This window comes from Lactococcus muris (genome assembly GCF_042849115.1).
Classification (GTDB): domain Bacteria; phylum Bacillota; class Bacilli; order Lactobacillales; family Streptococcaceae; genus Lactococcus; species Lactococcus muris.
In genome coordinates, this window is record NZ_BAAFQO010000001.1 from 192,460 (window position 1) to 214,299 (window position 21,840).

A 21,840-nucleotide genomic window follows, 5' to 3' on the forward strand; every position below is an offset into this window, starting at 1 on the left:
AAGTCTGAACTATAATATTATATTTCTTTGCATAAAAAAGAACCTCCTAAAATAGATTGCCCTAGCCTTTACTATGGTGTCTATTTTACTTGGTTCCTCTTATCTTATGATAACTCCGCAACAATGGCTTTGAGCTGCGCTTTTGTTTGAACTCCCACAACCTGTTTAACCATTTGACCGTCTTTAAAGAAAATCAATGTTGGGATACTCATTACGCCGAAGGCTTGTGGTGTTGCTGGGTTTTCATCAACATCCAACTTGCAGATTTTTAGTTCTGACTCATCAAGTTCTTCAGCCAATTGTTCCAAGATAGGCGCTTGCATACGACATGGACCACACCATGTAGCCCAAAAGTCTACAAGAACTAATCCTTCTTTGATTTCTTCTCTAAAAGTAGCATCAGTAATATTATATTCCATTTTCGTACCCTCATTCTTTGTTATGAGTACATTCTAGCGAATTTTTCTCTGCTTTACAAATATTATGATTCTCTTTAAATTTTAAATCATTTTAGGGTAGCAATTGTTGCTCCACTTCCTCCAGCATTTACAGGAGCATACTCATAACTCTTGATATGTCGATGTTTTTGTAGTTTTTTCTGAACCATTTCACGGATGACTCCTGTCCCTATACCGTGTATAATCGTAATTTGTAACAGATTTGCCAAAAGCGCTTGATCAATATAATTATCCAACTCGAGCTCTGCTTCTTCATAGCGCATCCCACGTAAATCCAACTGTGCCTTCACTTTATTACTTACTTTTCGCGTAACTGATTTTGTTTTAGCTGGTTGGTGTTTAGCAGCTTCTTCCTCCGTTAACTCAAACTCATTCTCTTGTAGTTTAGTCATTATTGAACCCATCTGAACCTGCCAACGTCCATCTTTTTCAAGACGAATAAGTTTTCCGCGCTGACCATAAGCCGTAACAAGGACTTCAGCCCCCTGCTTGAGCCCACGCTGGGCTTTAGCTTTTTTCAAAACCTTATTCTTACTATAATCAACCGCAGGAACTAGGTTTTCAAGTTCGCCACGTGCAGCTATAATCTCATGAGGTTTGAGCTGTGCCTTCTCATTAAGTGTTTTGAGAATGGCTTGTGCTTCTTGGCTTGCTTTTTTCACAACTTCTTGTGCTTCACGTTTAGCCTTTTCCAGCTCTTGCTCACGCTCTCGATTAATCTGGTCATAAACTCTGGTCAAGTCCCTATGAAGTGCAATATTTTCATGCTCTAGCTTTTTAATATGGGCGGCAGCTTCCGTCACTTCACGCGTCTTTTCTTCCAAACGAGCAATCATCTGATTCACATCATGTGCTTCATCTGAAAGCAGGTCACTGGCTTGTTGGATAATGTAATCCGACAAGCCTAAACGCCGTGAAATCTCTAAGGCATTTGAACGCCCTGGCACGCCAAGTTGCAAGCGAAAAACCGGACGCATTTGTTCAATATCAAACTCCATGCTTGCATTAATAACTCCAGATGTTTCCACACCATAAGCCTTGAGTTCTGGATAGTGCGTACTCGCCAGCGTCTTTACATGCCTTTCACGTAAAAATTCTAAAATGGCAATGGCTAGCGCTGCTCCTTCCTTGGGATCTGTACCTGCTCCCAGCTCATCAAAAAGAACCAAGGAAGTGTGGTCAGATTTTTCCAAAATCTCTACAATATTTGTCATATGACTTGAAAAAGTCGAAAGACTTTGCTCAATTGATTGTTCATCGCCAATATCTGCAAAGATTTCGTTGAAGACATGCACTCGGCTTCCCTTACCCGTCAAAATAGGAAGGCCAGATTGCGCCATTAAAGTCAGCAAACCCACCGTCTTTAGGGTAATGGTTTTACCGCCAGTATTAGGACCTGTAATGACAATCGTATTTAAACTGCTGTCAAACTTTATATCATTAGATACAACGACTTTCGGATCAATGAGTGGATGCCGTGCATCGTAAAAACAAATGTCATTATCATGCGCCAATTCGGGAATACTTGCCCTGTATTTTAACAAGTAGTTATATTTGGCTTTAATCAAGTCCAGATGACCTTGCACCCAAGCATTTTGTCGAATATCTGCACTGAATGGTTTTAATTGCTCACTGAGTTCACGTAAAATCCGAAGGATTTCGTTTTTCTCCTCAATTTTCTTTTGATTGAGGTTATTGTTAAGGGAAACGACTGCATTCGGCTCAATATAAAGTGTTTGTCCCGAGGCGGACATGTCATGTACAACACCTGAGATTCTATTCTTACTGTCTGCACGGACAGGAAGAACTTGACGTTCATTACGAACGGTAATCAGATTTTCAGTCAAAGAAGCTGTGTTTTTAGACAGGAGTTCCTGCATAACCTTTTTGATTTCTGATTGGTAACGTTTGATGGCTGAACGAATGTGCATCAGCTCGGGTGAAGCATTGTCATAAAGTGTTCCAGAATTATCAAAAATTTCAAGAGCTTTATGAACGGTAGAAAGGTCCGTAAACTTGCTGATGAGTTCTTCTAAAGCCGGAATATTAACATTCTCTGCCTCCTCAAAATAGCGCAAGATATTCAGTCCCTGCTGAACAATTTTTTTAATTTCTACAAATTCACGGCCGCTCAGCTGAGCATCCAGTTCTAAACGTCGTAAGATCTCACTAATGTCACCCGTTTTAGACAACTGAATTTGTCCATTTTCTTGTATTAGTTTTTCAAACTCAGACAGTTCATCAAATAAGGGTTGTATTTTACGTCTATCAGAAAGAGGCTCTAGTTCTTCCAGCTCTTTTTTCCCTTGAGCGGTGGTTAAAAAGGCCAAAAATTGCTCTTTGACCTTATCAAATTCTAAAATTTGGATGATTTTTTTATTCATAAGTTTTAAATATTACCTATAATGTTCTCAATAAAGATATTTTTCAGCATTCCCGAAGAAATCGGAGTATAGCTGACCATTAACCGGGCTAATACTGAGGCATTCAACTGATTTTGAACGTTCATCATCGGTACAAGTGCCAATAGAGTAAGAGCCATCTGAATCCCAAAATAAGTTGCTCCTACAGCAAGTACACCCGCAATAATTTTTCCATTTTTTCCAAGAGGTTGTAAGCGCGTAATATGGACAAAAAGTCCAATAAGACGAATGACAACATAGGAGAGCACAAAAATGACAATAAAAGCTAACCCTGCGTAAAAAGCTTCATCAACTTGGAACAGTATGCTGTTATCAAAAAAGAGTAAGCGAGAGTCTGCTGTTGCACTTGAAAAGGGGACCCACATTGTGAGGTGCGCTGCCAGCGTCTTATAATTTAAAAAGGCAATGATAGCTGATACAATGAGGCCTAAACTATAAATTGCCTGCAAAACCAATCCGCGGGAATAACCAACTAAAAAGGCCCATACCAGCAATGCTAAAATAAGTAAGTTAATAAGCATAATCTTTTCCTAAATTTCTGTAAATCATTCGTATTATACTCATTATACCTTATTTTCTCCTCATTTACCAAAAAGGCTTGAAGAATGTCCTGTTTGCAAGCTGTGGCTAAATTTTAGCTTCTGTGTCATATCATTGATGGCGAGAACTGCTTCGCCAAACCCAACAGACATTAGAGGTGCTTTTCCTTCATAGTCACTTGCATCACCAGCTACATATAGCCCCGTAACATTTGTTTCCTGCTGCCGATTAGACTGGATTCGTCCTCTGCGACTGAGAGCTATTTTTTCATTTAAATCCACATGATTGGTCATCATTCCATAATTTACCAAGATTTTTTCCACTTCTAATTTCTGTATTTCCTCAGATTTCACACGTTGAAGCACAAGACCATTTGTGGATAAGAAGACAGGGAGATATGGCGTATGCACTTCAACTGTTGATTTTTCAAGTTCCGCTACAGTTAAAGCATGCGCTCTAAATGAGGATCGCCGATGAACCAAGTGAACTTTTTTCGCCACCTTCTCCAGCATAAGTGACCAATCTAAGGCACTGTCACCACCGCCTAGAACAGCTACTTCTTTCCCACTGTATTCCTCTAAATTTTTTATAAAATAGTTAATCCTCCCTAATTTATGAAGTTCTTCCTCGCCCTCAAGATTAAGCTTACGCGGACTTAATAATCCAGAACCTGTTGTCAGTAAAACTGCTTTTGAACGATGTGTCCCCTTATCCGTTTGCAGTTTAAACTCCTTGCTCTCATCATCTAAACTGATATTTTCCACCTTCTCATCCAAATAAAGCTCATGTGGAACACGCGCAAGCTGTGTCAAAAGATTTTCTGCCAAAGCTGCACCTGAGATTTCAGGAAGTCCTGCTATGTCATATATCATTTTATCTGGATAAAGTGCTTGGGGTTGACCGCCTGCTTCTTCTAAAGCCTCAATAATTTTGACCGTCATTCCACGCATACCCGCATAAAATCCAGCATAGAGTCCAACAGGACCTGCACCGATAATTGTTAAATCGTATAAATTTTCCATAAAGACATTATAGCAGAAAAGCATATTTGTCAAAAGTTTTTGACATTCCTTGGTTTGAAATTCTAAAAGAACTCTACCGAAGTTCATTCCGATAGAGTTTTATAGTCTTTATCCCACACCGAAAAATCAAATTCTAACTTGATTCTCTTTGCAATTCTTCTGGTTATATCTGGAACAAGACCCTTGTTTTCAGCTTCAAACACGTCCTAACAGTTTCTTTATCCCCTGAATAATCTTGTATTTTATCGGTTGTGGATAGTATGAAAATTCTCCAACCTTTTGTGTAATGTAGCCGCCAAAGTTTTGCTTAAACTTCAAAACACCATCACTGCCGTCAAATTTACCTGAAATACCGTAGAAGTTATATGTTACCAACTGACGTTCAAGTGCATGAAGCATGGCTGTATGTTGCATGAGGAAAGGCCCTCCAAGCTTGCCATAGGCGCCATCTGAACCACCATAAAGGTAGAGAAATTCGCGATTCACTTCAATAAAAACACCCGCTGCAATTGCTGTTCCACCTTGAAAAGTCAGCAGAAATTCAATGTTGTCACCGAAAGCCGTATAGAGTTCTTGATAATAGTCCAAGTCCTTTGTTGCGAAGTGGCGTTTTTCTCCCGTGTTGCCAATCAATCGTTCAACTTCTGCAAGCTCATCATAAGTTGCAGCTCTCACGATAACTTCATTTTTTATCGCTTTTTTTACATTGCGCTTAGCATTGGAGTTATAGCTTTTGAGAAGCGATGCTTCGTCAGTGATTTCGGATAAATCCTTAATATATTGCCATTCTGCAACTGCATCTTGTTCTTCATAACCAACATGACGTCCATTATAAGTCAAGCCTAGCTTTTTCATCTCAGAAATAAAGGACTCATTAGCTTCTTCTAACGCTTGTCCCTTACTGTCAAAAACCATATAGTTTATGTCTGGCCGCACCTTCACTTCTAGGACTTGATGATTTTTAGCATATTTTTTTAATTCTTGAATAAAATAATTAAAAATGACTTGGTCAAAGTTACCAATCGGTCCAAAATTAATTTCAAGCTTTGCACCGCCAGAAACAGAAATAGAAGTTATCAAAGCTGCCATCTTAATCTTATCATTGATTGTTACGGCTAGAAAATTAAGCTTGTACCCCCGCTTTGCCAGCATGTCTGCCATCTGCGGCGTTTGCAAAAAAGATGTTGTTTCTTCAGCTGCAAATGCTGTAAATTGTTCTTGAGAGATTTCTAAGAATTCCATTATTTTCTACCTAAAATAGTTTTAGCCATGCTTAAGATTTTATGCTTAAGTGGTTTTGGATAGTAAGTGAAATAACCCACCTTACGTACGACATAGCCTGAAAAATTTTGTTTAAAGTGTAGGACACCATCTGTGCCGTCAAAAGTACCGGCAATCCCAAAGAAATTATAGCTCTTTACACCCTTATTCAAAGTTTTTTTCATCACATAATGTTGGATAGCGAATGGTGCATATAATTTTTTAAACGCTTCATATGAACCACTGAACAAATAGATTGTCTCGCTGGCGCCGTAAATAAAGAGTGAACCAGCTAATATGATATCTTCACGACCATGCTCCGCAATAAACTCGCGCGCTTCTGCTAAACGAACTTTTTGAGTTTCAAGCTGATTTTCTAATTCCTTACGTTTGCCCTCTTTTTTAGTTTTTTCAATCTGACCTGTAAGTTTATCAATTTGAGTTACAATAGCCTTCTCATAATCAGCAAAGTTGATTTCTGCAACCAGAAACTCTGCTTTATCACCAAAAGTTTTATAAAGACTTTGGTAATAGGCTAAGTCATGATCATCATAACCACGACGTTCCGAAGTTTCAGAGGTAATTTTTTTGAACTTGTCTAGTTCTTCATAGGCCAAAGGGCGTACCCGAATACCGAACTGCTGTGTTTTCTTTACAGAATATTGCCCATCCTTAGTGTAAGATTTAAGCAATTTTTTGTCATCTGCAATTTCTGATAAATCTTTGATATAGTGCCAAGTTGACTCTCCACGTTGATTATAGCCTACTTCTAAACCTGTGTGATTATAGCCAAGCTCTTGCATGTCTGCGATAAATTTTTGATTTTCTGCTGTAAGTGGATGCCCTGAGCTGTCAAATTCTTGATAGTTTGTATTAGGAATAACCAAGAGTTCCATACCACCATGCTCTTTGACAAACTGTCGCAGTTCTTTATAGAAAAACTTTTCCACAGCCTCTTGATATTCTTGATAAATTGGACCATACTGGATTTCGTAATGCTTCCCTCCAGTCATACTTTTTGCCCCTAAAAGAGCGGCCATTTCTATTTTGTCGGATTGGACAGCCAAGAAAGTGACTTCCCAACCATTCGCCTTCATCAAGTCTGCCATTTCAGGAGTCTGTAAAAAACTTCCACGGCTTACGTTTTCATTGAACTGGGCAAAATCTTCAGCCGAAATTTCTCTTAATTTATAATTCAAAACATATCCTTACTTCTTTAATGATTTTACTTATTATAGCAAAAAAGGCCAGATATTTCAGCCTCTCTTTCTAAACAAAAGCGTTTTTTCCTTTTGCGCAAGTTGATCCTTGTCCTGAACTGCCACAAAAATAATAAGCGCCACAAAAACAAAAGTTGCTAGGAATAAAAGATAGTTTAGCAGTGAAAAATCACGTATACCAAAGCTCGCCACATCCACAGTGTGAATAATATTTCTTAATAAATTTAAAGAAGCAGCGCTAAAAAAGAGCAAAACAATCCCAAAGTTTGATAAACCAGCATCACGAAAACGGCGTGCAAATAAGGCAAGTGTTGGTAGAAATAAGCCTAAAGCAATGAGGAAAATAATAAATAAAAGCAGCCAGCTCGCAAGAAAAGCATGTCCGAAAAATATATTCTCAAAGAGCTGAGTGCCCGAAAACAGCAGTCCCAAAACAGTGAAAAGAGCAACAATGCTAAGTTGAACCATCCAAAAGCTGAGACGACTACTCCTTCCTCTAAAAGATACATAGCCCACAAAATAATTCTTTATAGCTTGAAAAAATGATTCATGACCCATTTCTTGAATTTTAGGTGTTCTATAAACAGGTTGTGAAAACTCAGGCATACCAGCTTGTGACTTGGATGAGGGCAAAGCGTTAAGAATAAGCATACTTAAAAAGCCACCAAAAGGTACTATAAGGATAAAAATCAGTTCCCAAGGTAAACCAGTATCACGTAAACGACGTACAGCTATGGCGCAAAAAGGAAGAGCAGCCACTAAGCTATAAAGCCCCCATAGTCCAATGAAAAAATAGGAAAAAACAGACCAGATGTCTGGCAGCACATCATTTGATAACAGGTTAAATAATCCCGCTAAGATAAGTAAACACAGTGTTAAGACACCATGCCCCAACATAGCCAACCAATAGTCTTTTCGATTGGTTCTTTCTTTGAAAGAAATATACCCTAACCAAAATTTTTGATAAGATTGTTTGAAATCTCTGAAACTAAACATATTTTCCTCATTTCATTAGTAATCGTTTTGCTTGCGCTAAGGCTTCTACAGTTACATCATCCCCTGCTAACATTTTTGCAACTTCCTCAATCCGTTCTTCTAAGTGAAGTTTTCGAACTGTTGAAGTTGTGACATCATCTGTTGAAGCTTTTTCTATGTAAAATTGCGTGTCAGCAATAGCGACAACTTGAGGGAGGTGGGAAATCGCCAATACTTGCCCTGCTTGTGCAATCTTATATATTTTTTGCGCAATTGCCTGAGCAACACGTCCTGATACACCTGTATCTACCTCATCAAAGACAATGGAAGTTTTATTTTCACGTCTTGAAAAACTAGATTTAATGGCCAGCATTAGACGGGACAGCTCTCCACCAGATGCTGTTTTTGCCAAAGGCTTGAATCCCTCTCCTGGATTGGTTTGGATATAAAATTCTACTTGCTCATTACCTCTGCTTGAGAATTTTCCACTCTCAAATTTCACAGAAAAGTCGGCTTTTTCCATGTAAAGATCAGCAAGCTCTTTTTTTATGTCTTCTTCAAGTTCTTTGGCTATAGCATGCCGCGCAGTATTGAGTTCTTCACTCGCTACCAAAAGTTCTGCTTGTGCTTCCTTAAGTGCTTCTTCTAGACTCTCACTGTCTTCTGTTCCTCCGGTCAAGTCTGACAGTTCGAGCTGTATCTTTTCCAAGCTTTGCAAAACATCAGAAAGTTCTGGACCGTATTTTTTACGCAGTGTGTTTAAAGTTAAGATTCTTTCTTCAATTTGCAAAAGCTCTGTAGGGTTAAACTCAATCATATCCATAGCTGTTGCTAACCTTGTGGACACTTCTTCAAGTAGATAATAAGCATCCATTGTTTTGTCCGACAAGTCTTGATAATCTTGATCAAACTCAGCAGCATGTTCTAACTCAGACATAGCTGTACGAATGCCACTTAGACTTGAAAAGTCCCCTTCGTCATCGTCCAAAGCCAAATAAGCTGTATTCAGGGCATCTGCTATATTTTTAGCGTTGTTGAGCTTGGCTCTGCGTACTTGCAATTGTTCATCTTCTTTTAGGTCAATTTCCGCTGCTTCAATTTCTTCCACTTGAAATTGTAAAACTTCAATACGCTGCGCAAACTCCTGCTCATTTTTTTGGCGGGTTTCTAAAGCTTGTCGAATTTTTTTATAGTGTTCAAACTTAATCTGATACTCCGACTTGATTTGTTCAAATGTTTCATCTCCAAACTCATCAAGCAAACGGAGGTGATGCTTAGCATTCATTAATTCTTGATTGTCATGTTGACCATGAATATCAACCAAAAGCTCTCCTATTTCTCGTAATGTTGCAAGATTAACCATTTGCCCATTCACACGACAAACTGAACGGCCGTTAGCAAAAATATCCCGACGCAAAATAAGTTCACTGCTGCTTTCAAGACCTAAATCTTCAAGTCTCCGCTCAAGTTCTTTGTTTTCCTCTGCAAAAAATAGCCCCTCAATCTCGGCCTTATCTTTGCCTGTACGGACAAAGTCACTCGAACTACGCCCGCCAAGTAAAAGCCCCATTGCATCAATGATAATAGACTTCCCAGCTCCAGTTTCACCTGTCAAAATCGTCATTCCATTTTCAAAAGAGATATGAATTTCTTCGATAATTGCAAAGTTTTTGATAGAAATTTCTTGTAGCATACCGTTTCCTTTTATAAACTTAATTCGTCATAAATTGTATTCGCTTGCCGTCTTGTTTCACAGATAATCAAAATACTGTCGTCATCCGTCATAATTGAAAATATTTTTTTATTGTATCGGTTGATCAGACTCTTTTTAATGACGCTGGTTGTTCCAGGTTTAGCCGTGATTGAAATCATGTTTTCATGCATTTTCAATTCAAGAATCGCCTCATTGGCCAGTTCTTTATGCAAGAGATCTTTTTGCTCTTCGTCATGCTGGTGTGGCAAAGCATAACGATAGCCTCCTTGACTTCCGGGGATTTTGATGAGAGCTAAGGACTTAATATCCCGTGAAACCGTTGCCTGAGTCACATCGATATCATTTTCCAAAAGCTCCTGTACAAGCTCGTCTTGAGTTTGCACTTCTTTTGCGGTAATGAGTTTTGAAATAAAATCAAGTCGTTCTTCTCTTCTCATGTCAATGTTTCCTTTTCTGTTTTTAGTACAGCTTCAATATCAATATGAGACGCGACTGTAGCTGCCTTTTCTTTTTTCAAATGCACTAAAAATTCAACATTCCCTGCCCCTCCTTTGATGGGAGAAAAGGTTAAGTGTTTTACTGAAAATCCAGTACTCAGCGCTGTATTTATGACTTTTTCAATCGTCCACTTGTGTATTTTCGGATCCTTAATGATTCCATTTTTCCCCACTTGATTACGCCCAGCCTCAAACTGTGGTTTAATCAAAGCAGCAACGTCTCCCTCTTCTGCCAAAATATCAAACAAGGGAGGTAAAATCAAGTCAAGAGAGATGAAGCTAACATCAATTGAGGCGAATTCTGGTTGTCCTTGTGTAAAATCTTCTAAAACAGCCTTGCGAAAGTTAAACTGTTCCATCACCACAACACGACTATCTTTACGAAGTTTCCATGCGAGCTGGTTGGTTCCAACATCCAAGGCATAGACACGCTTAGCACCATTTTGAAGCATAACATCCGTAAAACCTCCTGTTGAGGCACCAATATCCAAGCAAGTTTTTTCTTCCACAGAAAGGTAAAACTCTTGCAGAGCTTTTTCTAACTTCAGACCACCACGACTCACATACTTTAGCTTTTCTCCTTTGAGCCTTAGTTCTGTACTGTCTTCAATCTTTTGTCCTGGCTTATCAAAGCGCTCACCTGATTTAGCATCCACCACTAAGCCAGCCATAACACCACGTTTGGCCTGCTCTCTCGTTTCAAATAAACCTTGATTTGCTGCTAAAACATCTACTCTTTCTTTCATTTTATTTCTAGACTTTCTATAATTTCGATAATTTCAGCACTTGATGCAACCTGTGCCAAGTCATCTTTTACAGTTTTCAGCAATCGCTTTAAAGCTTCCTGTGCACCTTGTAAACCAAGTAGGGCAACATAGGTTGACTTTTCTTCCACTTGATCTTTTCCTGGTGTTTTGCCGATTTCTTCAAATGTTCCTGTCACATCAAGAATGTCATCCCGTATCTGGAAAGCCAATCCCAAATTTTGTCCAATCTCTCGTAACTTTGCCATAACATCTTCTGGTTGTTCAGCAATAATTCCAGCCGCTACAAAAGGGAAAGCCAACATTCTTCCTGTTTTCAAATGATGGATGTTTTTAACTTGCTCCGTGGACAAGGTTTTTCTCTCAGCATCCATATCTAAAATTTGTCCAGCAACCATCCCCAAAGAACCACTTGCATAAGATAGCTCTTTCACTAAGTCTACAACTATTGGTGCAGAAAAAGATGACTTTGCCAGTATATAGTAAGGGTCCAAAAAAAGCGAATCTCCTGCCAAGATTGCTGTTGCTTCATCAAATTTTTTGTGATTCGTCAGCTGTCCCCGACGGTAATCATCATTGTCCATGGCCGGAAGATCGTCATGAATCAAACTGCCCGTATGAATCATTTCTACAGCAGCAGCAACTTGATAGTGCGCTGTTTCAAGTGGAATCCCAAAAGCTTTAAGCATCTGTAAGAACAAAAGGGGACGAATTCTTTTTCCACCTGCTGTAAGTGAATAAACTATTGAAGCTGCCAAGTGTTGAGGAATTTCAGCTTTTTCATAAAATTTTGTGAGCTCTTTCTCAAGCATTTTCATATTGATAACCATTTCTTATATTATCCCATTTCAAAGAAATAATGTCCAATAGAAAATCGCGTGCTCTGCAGCTGAAAAAGTTCCTTTGAGTGAAAAACATTCTCTGTAAGAAAGAGACTAAAAAATTCTATTTTATCCAAATTGTACAAAAATAGAATCTTATGCTTGAGCGATTTTCTCTTTATATTTTTATGACTTATTGCCTTTTCTCAACAGAAATCTGAAACAAAAGTCGAAAGTTAATGGATTTAAAACAAAACGCAAAAAAGCTTAACCAATCTATTCTTGTACTTAGGGTTAAGCCTTCTCTATTTTTAAGGATTTTGCCATAGCCTATGAACTTATTTTTTAGACTTTCGAATCCTTTTTGTTGCTCTTATCTGCATCTGTCTCCCTTTTTTATATTTTGGTGGGGAAACAACGATTTTTTCCTATTTGCTTACTTATTTCTATCACAGTAAAGCCAGGTTTTAATGACGTTCTCTGTTAAAGCCTTGATGTTTTTTAAGGTTACTTCTTTGTCCATTGCTTCTTCCAAAGAAAGTACTGCGCGCTGAATACTGTAACTTGCCAGCAGTACTCGGTTCATTTCTCCTAGCTCATCTGCCAAAGCCCCACAAAAAGCAAGCGTCGGTACATTGTATTTTTCTCCCAGCTTTGCCATTCCGAAAGGAACCTTTCCCTTTGCAGTCTGAAAGTCCATCCGTCCCTCGCCCGTGATAATCAAGTCTGCATTTTTAATACTGTCTTCAATTTTTAGAAGCTGAGCAATTTTAGAAAATCCTGACTCTAGTCTTCCACCTAGTAAGATAATAGCTGCACCTAAGCCTCCGGCTGCACCTGTTCCTGGTATCTCTTGCAGGTCAATATTTCGTTCTTGTTTTATTTTTTGAGCAAAATTCTGTGCAGCCAAGTCTTGGGCTTCAAGAATTTCAGAATTTCCTCCTTTTTGCCTGCCGAAGAATTTTGCATAACCTTTTGGTCCTGCATAAACATTAGTGACATCAGCTAAACCCGTGATTTTTATATCTGAAAAGTCTTCGCCTTCTAGGGCCTGCAAAAGACCCAAGCCACCATCAGAACTTCCTGTACCTCCAAGACTGAGTATAATTTCAGTTGCCCCTCTCTTTTTAGCATCTAAAAACAAGGCGCCAAGTCCAAAAGTTGTTGCCTTTTGAACCGTTTCTTCACTGGGTATAACTTTATCAATTCCTACCACTTCGGCTGCCTCAATAAAAGCCAGCTCCCCATCAATCAATAGATAGGAAGCCTGCAAGGGACGTTGTAATAAATCAACTGTTTCAACATTGATATAATGTCCACCCAAGCCAGTTTTTACTGCCGAAAGACTTCCTTCTCCACCGTCAGCAATTTCAAAAGTTTCAACTTTTATCTCGGGAGAGAACGACAAAATCGCAGTCTTTACTGCCTGATTTAGCTCTGCACTTGTGACAGAGCCTTTAAAAGAATCTATCGCTACTACGACTTTCATATTTTTCTCTCTTTCGCGGCCTTGTATTGTCATCATAGTGAAGGAAAACTATTTTTACTCTCCTTGAGTCGTTTCTAATTATAATACAAAATATTGTTACTTGAACAAGCCTTATTCTCCTAAAAAGTCAGTTTCTGAGCCGTCCTTGCCAACAATCTTCACCAGAGTTTTTTCCGCTTCATTTAGGGTTGCTTTAAGTTTTTCAGAGAGAAGCATTCCCTTTTGAAATTCAGAAATGGCATCTTCTAAAGCCACATCTCCACTCTCTAGTTTTTTGACAATTGTTTCAAGTTCTACTAAATTTTCTTCAAATTTTGCTTCTTTTTTTGTAGCCATACTTATCCTCTATTTTATTTCTGCACGAACTGTACCGTCGCTCAACTCAAGATTGACTTGATCACCAGTTTGAACATCATTGACGCTTTTAATAATTTTACCACTGTGTGTGGTGACAAGTGAAAATCCACGTGCTTTGATTTTGCTGATATCCATCAAGAGGAGAGCTTGCACCAAATTATCCACTTGATTTTTCTTTTGCTCATAAAGTTTTGCAAAAGCAGGAGTGAGTCTACCAGCCAATAATTCATAGCGATGTTTCTCCCGATAAATTTTGTTTTCAGTCAAATTTTGTAAACGGCTGGTCAAATGGTCAATCTTCTGAATATGCCCGTCATAGAGACGCTCAGGCTGCCGAAAAACTACTGAATTGGCCAGTTTTTCCACCCGCTCTCTCTGTGTCTGGATAAGGTGAGTGACACGGTTGCGCATGCGGAGCTCTTGATCATCTGCCCAAGCTAACAAATCCAGCTTTGTATTAGGAGTTGCTAGTTCGGCTGCTGCTGTTGGTGTTGCTGCGCGTCGATCGGCAACGAAATCAGCTAAAGTCGTATCAGTTTCATGTCCCACTGAGGAGATAACTGGGATACGAGATTCAAAAATAGCACGTACAACAATTTCTTCATTAAAAGCCCATAAATCTTCAATGGAGCCACCACCTCGTCCAATGATGAGTATGTCAACGTCCGCACGTTCATTCACAGCTTCAATATTTGCTGCTATTTCTTCCGCAGCTCCTGCGCCTTGAACCTTTGTTGGATAAAGTAAAATCTGACTCATTGGAAAACGACGGTTAACTGTTGTGATGATGTCTCTTATAACAGCACCAGACGGGCTAGTAACCACTGCAATTTTTTTAGAAAAAAGTGGCAGTTCTTGCTTCCACTGCGGGTTGAATAAACCTTCTGCTGTTAATTTTTTTTTCAGCTGTTCGAACTTCACAGCCAAAGCACCAATACCATCTGGAACAATATTTTCAATATTGATAGAATAAGAACCTGAGGGAGCATAGAGGCTGATACGACCAGTCACAAGGACTTTCATCCCATCTTCCAGTTTAAAATCGAGTTTTTTAAACTGTCCCGCCCACATAGTTGCCTGTATTACAGCTTTTTCATCTTTAATTGCAAAATACTGATGACTGGGACGTTGACGAAAATTTGAAATCTCTCCTGTCAAGTAAACACGTTCCAAATAAGGATCACGATCAAACTTTGCTTTCAAATATTTGGTGAGAACTGATACTGTTAAATACTCTGTCATATTTTTATTCTTTCTAGATGTGCTTAATTTATCCTAGACTTCCATTATTTCATCGAAGTTTCTGCTGCACGTATAGTTTGTTCCATCAGCATAGTGATTGTCATCGGTCCAACTCCACCGGGAACTGGGGTCAATAAGCCCGCAACCTCTTTTACCTGCTCAAAATCAACATCACCATGGAGTTTACCGTTTTCATCACGATTCATTCCCACATCAATGACAACTGCACCTGCTTTTACATCTTCCGCCTTGATAAAACGGTCTTGCCCAATAGCCACGACTAAAATATCTGCCGAACGTGTCAGTTCAGAAAGATTTTCCGTACGTGAATGCGCAATCGTTACTGTTGCATTCGCCATCATCAGCAGCTGAGCCATTGGCTTCCCAACAATGTTTGACCGACCAATGACAACTGCTTTTTTGCCTGAGAGTTCCACGCCATAAGCTCGGAACATCTCCATAATGCCTGCTGGTGTTGAAGGAATCATCAAGGGACTGCCGCTCCACAGCTTACCCATATTAATAGGATGAAAGCCATCAACATCTTTTTCAGGTGATATTGCGAGCAAAACCTTTTCTTCCGAGATATGTGGAGGGAGTGGCAGCTGTACAAGAAGCCCGTGCCAAGAAATGTCGTTATTATAGCTTTCAATCAAATCTAGTAACTCCGCTTCAGAAATTGTGTCTGGTAAACGAACAATTTCAGACTTAAGACCAAGTTTGGCAGCTACACGCTCTTTATTTCGAACATAAACTTGGCTTGCTGGATTTTCCCCAAGCAAAATAACAGCAAGACCTGGCTGAATGCCCTTTCCTTTCAGTTTGTCAACTCTATTTTTAAGTTTTTCTTGCATTGTTTCTGCAAGAGCTTTTCCATCAATAATTTTCATACTTTTATTTTAGAAAAAAATAGGACAAAAACCCTGTAAACAAGCTCTATAACAGCTTTTTCAAGATTTCTTTCATCCCCCTAATTTCCTCTTTTTTCCTCCCTTTTCTGATACTTTTGGTTACTTTCAAAAGTCAAGTGCGTTCAGTTTAGCTTTCAAATCATTTTGCATATTTTGGGTCACATGGCTATACATAAGAAGGAGCTGTCGTGCATTTGCCACATAACCATGAAGATTCAAGGTGTGCGCAACTGTTAAAGTCGACGCTTCAAAATGAATGTCTTCCCAGCTTAAAGCCAACAATTCTCCTGTACGTAAGCCCGTTAAGAACATAAACTCTAAAATAGCCGTTTTCCTATAACATTTGGAAAGGCTATAGCCATAATCAAGAATAAGACGCATTTCCCGTCGATCCAAAAAGTCATTTTGCTTTTTCTTTATGTCTTCTAAAGTCCTTCTTACTTTAGGTAGAACCACCTGCGACATGGGATTATGCTCTATATAGCCAACATTTTGAGCATAAGTAAACAGAAGATTATAATAAGTTCGTCTCAACACTCGCGTTGTTGGCGCTAAATTCAAACCTAGTATGAATTGCTGGATCTCATTGCCCTTAATTTCTGAGATTTTTCTCCTTCCAAAATTGTCTAAAAACTTTCGGAAAGCCCATGTTTCTGTATGCACAGAAGAAGCTTTTAATTCTTCATCCCGAATCTTTCGCCACTCCCCAAAAACTTTTTGCACGCTAGGGACTTCTTTAAAACTTCCCTGACGGAGCTTTTCCTCTATTTTTAAAGCCAGTCTATTTTTAGCTTCTGCTTGCGCAACTCGACTCTTTGAATTTAAAGTCACTGTCACTTGACGCCATTTATCTTGTGCCTTATCAAAAAATTTTTCAAAATAGCAATACTTTCCATTGTCTAATTTTTTATAAAACATTGTTCCCCCTCGTTGACCAAGCAAGAGAGAAGTTATAAATCTTATTATAACATTTCTCTCTGCTTTTCTCCCTTACTTATCCAATAATCATAAAATCCTGCATAGCTTACCATGGTATGCCTTCTCGGTCCAACCACATATTTGCCATATTCTGGATCTCTCCTCATTTGGCTAATATAATTCTGTACTGTCTTCGGTTCGTACTCAAAAATATTTGCCAATTTATGTGCTGTACACAAATCTGTAAAACGTTCTTCCATAGTCCCCTCCTTACGATACAAAAAATAAGGACAAGATTTCTCTTGTCCTTGTGATAACGATTTTATTTTTAGTTCTCCATTTACTTTGTTATATTTCTTTCCTTACAAGTTTCCCCTCCTTATCTCTTTCTACACGAAATTTCTCCACAATGTCTTCCCTACGATAAGCTATTGCGGCTCCTGTATAATTGAAATGTTTATCCAGTTCCAATAGAAACAAAATCAAATTCAAGAGTCACAGACCTTTCAGGTACATCTGAACAATATAAACTCACAAATCGATGTCCTGTCAATCTATAAACAATCATATAGTCGTCCAATTTCAATTGATATGATTTTCCATTTATCCAATGCATAGAACCTAACTGCCTAGCTTTCCGTAAAATGATATTTATCGGAAGACCGTGTTTTTCTAGTTCCTTCACATACTCCCTCACATAACGTATACAGTTATCTAAGAAATTTAAAAAGACTTCCAAACGCTGACTGTATCTTTTATCATCAGCTCCTCCAAGATAAAAAGACTTGCCTTATCATGACAAATCTTTATTAATCTATACAACTATTCCCACAAAATTATTGGAAATAATAATGTAAAAAAGTAAAGCAATCATTTTTAAATAACACACCATCTTTTTTATCTTCCTCATTTCATCACTTTTTTAGGTGGTATGGCAATACTTGTAATACTGCTGTCCTATGTGCGGTTCATTTTCTGCACAATTTGTACACCGCCCACATTTTGTTCATAAGTGCTAAAGCTATTGCCTTTTACACTACTGATGACCCCTGCATGTCCATGTGGGTTCTCACTGACTGAACCTGCCATTGATTGGTATTGGGATTGGCCTTCTACGAGGACTTTATGATTTCTTCTTTTAATGCTTTCGAGTAAACTCTATTTTTCTCTTTATATACAATATCTATACCGTACTTCTCTATCAACTTTAACATACAATTAATATTGGATTTTTGGATATCAAAGTCTTGTGCAAGTTTACTCAAGCTACGGCCTTTTTTTCTGAGTGTATAGAGTTGGAGTTTATCCTTATAAGTTAATTTCATAGAAAAACACCCCTAAATGTTAGATTTTCTCTGTCTAACTTTTGGGGGCAGTACACTCCTAAGACTTCTTTTTTTCACTCAAAGATACAAAGTAACACAATATACTGATTTTACAAAAACACACAAAGTAAAAGATTGCTAAACAGATCAAAAAGCCATTAAAAAGTTAAAGAAAAAAGACCTACAAAAGTAAGCCTTCATTAAAATAAATTATCTAAATCTATTTGTTCTTTTCTAATTATGAAATTAAGCTGTTCAATCAATTCATCCATGCCTTGACTTGCAAGAAGAATACCCTTAGCATTCATAGAGCCATAATGGTGATACGCTTTATTTCTAAACTTACTAATCGAGCTAAAATCAATCGGATTTCCTTGATACTTTGTTTGAACTTCTTCACTCAATTTTTTACTATCAAGCTGTTCTCCAATTTGACCCAGAAGCAATGCGATAGACTCTACAACCATATCATCATTAGCTGATATATTATATCTTTGCGCACGAGCCAAACGCTCTTTTACTTCGCCAGCATAATAAACCATTGTTTTTAAATATTGAATATCAACTTCTCGCTCACTTTGATTTCTCAAGCAATTAACCTCTTTTCTTTTTGGAAAGCTTTTTCATACATATATCTTCCAATAGGTGTTTTTGATTCTGAAAGTTGAACAATAGGAACAAGGTCTACTGCTTTACCCATAGCTTCCTCTAATTCTGCTTCAATTTCAAATAATTTGAAATAAGATAAAGTTTCATTACTTGAAAAAGCCAGATCAATGTCACTGTCTTCTTTTGCTTTACCTCGTGCATAGGAGCCAAACAAATAAACTTCTTTTAAATTATATTTTTTTGCAATGGGTACGACTTTTTTTGTAATTTCTTCAATAGTTAAAATCATGTGGACTCCTTTCAAGCAACCTTTCTTTATACTCAGTATATCACAAAATAAGAAAAGAACAATCCAATCCCCCCAATAACGCATATAAAAACCTACAAAGTAAAAAATTGCTAAACAATTAAAGTTCAGCAACCCTTTATTTTATAAATTTTATGTGTACACATACTTCTTTTACTGCTGGTTAGTCTACACTTCTGAAATCTTGTTTCCCCTTATTTACTGTAAGTATTTATTACTCCGCACCATAAAATCATTATACTTCTAAATACGTATTAAAAAAACTTTCCAATTCATCAAACGGAATAATGTTTTTTTGATCATATAAATCTGTATGAGAAGCTTCAGGAATAATCATAAGTTTCTTATTGTCCCCCTTTAAAGTTTTAAATGCATCTTCACCAAAGTAGCGTGAATGAGCATTTTCACCATGTATGATTAAAACAGCATTCCTTATTTCACTACTGTATGCTAAAAGTTTACCATTCATATATGATAGAGAAGAGGTTATGGCCCAACCGTTATTTGAATTGACTGAACGCTTATGATAGCCTCTTTCTGTTTTATAGTAATCATGATAATCTTTTACAAAATCAACTGCATCTTCAGGTATTGGGTCAACAACTCCACCAGCTCGTTCATAAGTATTTGATTGAAAATCAAGATTTCTTTGAGAATTTAAATTCTCTTTTAATTCATAACGCTGATTTTCATCTACTGAATCAAAGTAACCTTTTGCGGCAATTCTCGTCATATCATACATAGTAGATACCACAGTTGCCTTAATTCTTGTATCGATAGCAGCTGCATTTAGTGCAAGTCCTCCCCAACCACAAATACCTATAATTCCAATCTTGTTGGGGTCAACTTTTTCATGATTCCATAAAAAGTCCACTGCTGCTTGAAAATCCTCAGTATTGATATCTGGTGAGGCAACATCCCTGACCCTTCCACCACTTTCACCTGTGAATGAGGGATCAAAGGCTAAAGTAAGAAATCCTCTTTCAGCCATCTCTTGAGCGTATAAACCAGAAGACTGCTCTTTAACTGCCCCAAATGGACCACTTACTGCAAGTGCTGGGAGTTTTTCTTTGATTATTTTTGGTTCATATAAGTCTGCAGCAATGACAACCCCAAAACGATTTTTGAAAGTCACTTTATTATGATTTACTTTATCACTTTGTGGGAATACTTTATCCCAATTTGAAGTTAGTTTTATTTCATTACCCATCTTTTCTCCTCCAATATATCTAAAGAATTTGTAGTTACAACTTTATTGTAACACTTAAAGCTAACTCTAAGTCAAGCGAGAAGAACATAGAGAAGCAAAATAAAAAAAAATTAAGGAAAGTTTATCAGATAGAATATTAATAGATGTAGCATTTTGCACTTCTTTTTTGCAGAGTATCCTAAATCCCGATATTTTTATCTATATCTGTAAAATTTTCAAAACTATCCAATATACTATTAATAACAGGAAAGTCATTATTATCTTTCATACTCAACAAGCCCAAATCATTCTCAAAAATAAACACTTTAGGCTGAATAATTGCTAATATTCTCCGACACTCTCAATACACTTTGGCTCTATTACCATATTGTCGTTTCTAAACTGTGCTGAATAGTTGACAGGGGGGCTCCGATTATCAAATCAATCTTTTCAATCTCTAAGCTTCTAAAAATCAGCAATCCTTTATTTTATAAATTTTATTTCTCTATCACTTGGCTATGAAGACTTTAATTGTTGCGCCAATTCTTGATCTCGAGCTACCACCTCTGATATTTTAGCCCTAATCTCACGCTCAAGACTTTTAAACTTTTCACTCATTTGTTGCACTTGACTGATTTTATGTTGGTAGATTTGTGTAGGAAAGTCCACAATATTTTCATGGGTAAATCCTCCCATTTCAAGCGCTTCATAAACTTCCCAATCCTCAAGAGAATCTCCTAATTCTCGTGCTTTCCGCACTGTTTCATCCCATAATTTCTCTTGTTCTTTAATTCCATCTTGATAAAGTTTCACAAGGTCCATCATAGAGACATCAAAATCAATACTGGCTATAGACACAACGGAGAGAGCTTGGGCAGAATCTAGATATATTTTTTCATTCAAAGATAAGCCTGAACCACTGGCCGCAAACTTTTTCCTCAACTGCTCTAAAGTTCTAAGCTGGCTACCCATCTGATATTCAATATAGGATTGTTTTAGCTTGCGAAATTGTTCTAGAGATTCTTTAGTAACCTTCAATTCACCTTTAGTAAAGCGATAGCCGCCCCACATATGTTGTGCCATTATATCTACCTCACTTGAATCAACGAAGATTAAAGTGCCCACGTGGAAGGGATTGACTTGCCCAACAAGAATTCTATAGCCAATGGGAACAATATCTTTTTCATCTACAAAGTTAAAAATGCGGCTTTTGAGCTGCGCTACTCTTGCTCGTTGACCCAGACTCATCATTGAATAGGTATTAGGGCCTTGGTAAACAAAGGCGCCGTGGATTCTGTCAACTTTTTCTTGAGAGTCTAAAGCACCCAGTGCATACTGAATATTACTTGAAGCTTGAGAGTGACCATAGGCATCAAACATGGCATTAGGATACTTATCCATTGCTCTATTTAGAGTTTGAGCTGTTGACTTCATTTGTCTTGTTGGGGGAAGTACAGCTTGCGGATGTTTAAAAGACTCCATCACATTTCCTAGAATTTGTTTATTATTATCCCACCAGTCTCGTTTTACCTCGTCAGGATTTTGAAGGCTTTTATCAACACCTGTAGAACCTTGGTTAAGAAAAATTACGTTTTTAACATCTTCTGGTTTTTGAGTTTTAGGGTTACCGTCTGTAATGATATAAGTTTGTTCGCCGGTTTTTTGGTTGTTTATGACTTCCGAGACATAGCCAATACTAATACGATTATTATCAACATAAACTTTTTTGTTAAGCTCTAGATTTTTATATTCTTGTTTTGCTATACTTACTCTTTCTTCATCCGAAAAATTAGACATAA

At 37.8% G+C, this 21,840-nt stretch carries 24 protein-coding genes; all 24 read right to left on the reverse strand.

Going from position 1 to position 21,840, the window contains the following annotated elements; genetic code table 11:
- Window positions 1–104: 104 nt before the first annotated feature.
- The 24 genes from trxA to ACGHCK_RS01010 all read right to left on the reverse strand — a co-directional run bounded on the left by trxA (window position 105) and on the right by ACGHCK_RS01010 (window position 21,838).
- Window positions 105–419 (reverse strand): thioredoxin, encoded by a 315-nt coding sequence (gene trxA, locus ACGHCK_RS00895; protein WP_202229914.1) that lies wholly within the window; start codon window positions 417–419, stop codon window positions 105–107.
- Between the two features lie 86 nt (window positions 420–505).
- Complete coding sequence (locus ACGHCK_RS00900) at window positions 506–2,842, reverse strand: endonuclease MutS2 (protein WP_251421252.1); 2,337 nt, start codon at window positions 2,840–2,842, stop codon at window positions 506–508.
- 5 nt (window positions 2,843–2,847) lie between these two features.
- A complete protein-coding gene (locus ACGHCK_RS00905; protein ID WP_251421254.1) occupies window positions 2,848–3,402 on the reverse strand; it encodes a CvpA family protein in 555 nt (184 codons plus the stop codon).
- Between the two features lie 60 nt (window positions 3,403–3,462).
- A complete protein-coding gene (locus tag ACGHCK_RS00910; RefSeq protein WP_202229911.1) occupies window positions 3,463–4,443 on the reverse strand; it encodes an NAD(P)/FAD-dependent oxidoreductase in 981 nt (326 codons plus the stop codon).
- Window positions 4,444–4,638: 195 nt separating this feature from the next.
- On the reverse strand, window positions 4,639–5,685 hold the full coding sequence (locus ACGHCK_RS00915) for a peptidoglycan bridge formation glycyltransferase FemA/FemB family protein (protein ID WP_251421256.1): 1,047 nt from the start codon (window positions 5,683–5,685) through the stop codon (window positions 4,639–4,641).
- Complete coding sequence (locus tag ACGHCK_RS00920; RefSeq protein ID WP_202229909.1) at window positions 5,685–6,902, reverse strand: aminoacyltransferase; 1,218 nt, start codon at window positions 6,900–6,902, stop codon at window positions 5,685–5,687. Before ACGHCK_RS00920 ends, ACGHCK_RS00915 begins: the two co-directional genes overlap by 1 nt.
- A 57-nt stretch (window positions 6,903–6,959) precedes the next feature.
- The gene (locus ACGHCK_RS00925) at window positions 6,960–7,919 is read right to left on the reverse strand and encodes a DUF805 domain-containing protein (RefSeq protein WP_251421258.1); all 960 of its coding nucleotides are present in this window, start codon (window positions 7,917–7,919) and stop codon (window positions 6,960–6,962) included.
- 7 nt (window positions 7,920–7,926) lie between these two features.
- Window positions 7,927–9,591 carry a DNA repair protein RecN gene (gene recN / locus ACGHCK_RS00930; RefSeq protein WP_251421260.1) on the reverse strand — a complete coding sequence of 555 codons (1,665 nt, stop codon included), beginning with the start codon at window positions 9,589–9,591 and terminating at the stop codon, window positions 7,927–7,929.
- Between the two features lie 11 nt (window positions 9,592–9,602).
- Window positions 9,603–10,049: an arginine repressor gene (locus ACGHCK_RS00935; RefSeq protein WP_251421262.1), complete on the reverse strand. Its 447-nt coding sequence runs from the start codon at window positions 10,047–10,049 to the stop codon at window positions 9,603–9,605.
- Window positions 10,046–10,855 (reverse strand): TlyA family RNA methyltransferase, encoded by an 810-nt coding sequence (locus ACGHCK_RS00940; RefSeq protein WP_202229905.1) that lies wholly within the window; start codon window positions 10,853–10,855, stop codon window positions 10,046–10,048. The genes ACGHCK_RS00935 and ACGHCK_RS00940 overlap by 4 nt, the downstream gene beginning before the upstream one ends.
- Complete coding sequence (locus ACGHCK_RS00945; RefSeq protein ID WP_251421266.1) at window positions 10,852–11,703, reverse strand: polyprenyl synthetase family protein; 852 nt, start codon at window positions 11,701–11,703, stop codon at window positions 10,852–10,854. Before ACGHCK_RS00945 ends, ACGHCK_RS00940 begins: the two co-directional genes overlap by 4 nt.
- Window positions 11,704–12,130: 427 nt before the next feature.
- The gene (locus tag ACGHCK_RS00950; RefSeq protein WP_251421316.1) at window positions 12,131–13,183 is read right to left on the reverse strand and encodes a glycerate kinase family protein; all 1,053 of its coding nucleotides are present in this window, start codon (window positions 13,181–13,183) and stop codon (window positions 12,131–12,133) included.
- A gap of 111 nt (window positions 13,184–13,294) precedes the next feature.
- A complete protein-coding gene (locus ACGHCK_RS00955) occupies window positions 13,295–13,519 on the reverse strand; it encodes an exodeoxyribonuclease VII small subunit (RefSeq protein WP_202229902.1) in 225 nt (74 codons plus the stop codon).
- 9 nt (window positions 13,520–13,528) lie between these two features.
- Window positions 13,529–14,782 carry an exodeoxyribonuclease VII large subunit gene (gene xseA / locus ACGHCK_RS00960; protein WP_202229901.1) on the reverse strand — a complete coding sequence of 418 codons (1,254 nt, stop codon included), beginning with the start codon at window positions 14,780–14,782 and terminating at the stop codon, window positions 13,529–13,531.
- Between the two features lie 44 nt (window positions 14,783–14,826).
- Complete coding sequence (locus ACGHCK_RS00965; protein ID WP_271328063.1) at window positions 14,827–15,672, reverse strand: bifunctional methylenetetrahydrofolate dehydrogenase/methenyltetrahydrofolate cyclohydrolase; 846 nt, start codon at window positions 15,670–15,672, stop codon at window positions 14,827–14,829.
- 126 nt (window positions 15,673–15,798) lie between these two features.
- On the reverse strand, window positions 15,799–16,611 hold the full coding sequence (locus tag ACGHCK_RS00970; RefSeq protein WP_251421270.1) for a tyrosine-type recombinase/integrase: 813 nt from the start codon (window positions 16,609–16,611) through the stop codon (window positions 15,799–15,801).
- A 44-nt stretch (window positions 16,612–16,655) separates the two neighbouring features.
- On the reverse strand, window positions 16,656–16,871 hold the full coding sequence (locus tag ACGHCK_RS00975) for a hypothetical protein (protein WP_251421272.1): 216 nt from the start codon (window positions 16,869–16,871) through the stop codon (window positions 16,656–16,658).
- Between the two features lie 697 nt (window positions 16,872–17,568).
- The gene (locus tag ACGHCK_RS00980; protein WP_277612225.1) at window positions 17,569–17,700 is read right to left on the reverse strand and encodes a hypothetical protein; all 132 of its coding nucleotides are present in this window, start codon (window positions 17,698–17,700) and stop codon (window positions 17,569–17,571) included.
- A gap of 23 nt (window positions 17,701–17,723) precedes the next feature.
- Window positions 17,724–17,936: a lipoate--protein ligase family protein gene (locus tag ACGHCK_RS00985; protein WP_251421274.1), complete on the reverse strand. Its 213-nt coding sequence runs from the start codon at window positions 17,934–17,936 to the stop codon at window positions 17,724–17,726.
- A 200-nt stretch (window positions 17,937–18,136) separates the two neighbouring features.
- Complete coding sequence (locus tag ACGHCK_RS00990) at window positions 18,137–18,526, reverse strand: ribonuclease HepT family protein (RefSeq protein WP_251421276.1); 390 nt, start codon at window positions 18,524–18,526, stop codon at window positions 18,137–18,139.
- The gene (mntA, locus tag ACGHCK_RS00995) at window positions 18,523–18,834 is read right to left on the reverse strand and encodes a type VII toxin-antitoxin system MntA family adenylyltransferase antitoxin (protein ID WP_251421278.1); all 312 of its coding nucleotides are present in this window, start codon (window positions 18,832–18,834) and stop codon (window positions 18,523–18,525) included. Before mntA ends, ACGHCK_RS00990 begins: the two co-directional genes overlap by 4 nt.
- Window positions 18,835–19,087: 253 nt before the next feature.
- Complete coding sequence (locus tag ACGHCK_RS01000) at window positions 19,088–20,062, reverse strand: alpha/beta hydrolase (RefSeq protein WP_251421280.1); 975 nt, start codon at window positions 20,060–20,062, stop codon at window positions 19,088–19,090.
- 178 nt (window positions 20,063–20,240) lie between these two features.
- Window positions 20,241–20,366 (reverse strand): hypothetical protein, encoded by a 126-nt coding sequence (locus ACGHCK_RS01005; protein ID WP_369918590.1) that lies wholly within the window; start codon window positions 20,364–20,366, stop codon window positions 20,241–20,243.
- A 191-nt stretch (window positions 20,367–20,557) separates the two neighbouring features.
- On the reverse strand, window positions 20,558–21,838 hold the full coding sequence (locus tag ACGHCK_RS01010) for a hypothetical protein (RefSeq protein ID WP_251421282.1): 1,281 nt from the start codon (window positions 21,836–21,838) through the stop codon (window positions 20,558–20,560).
- Window positions 21,839–21,840: the final 2 nt, after the last annotated feature.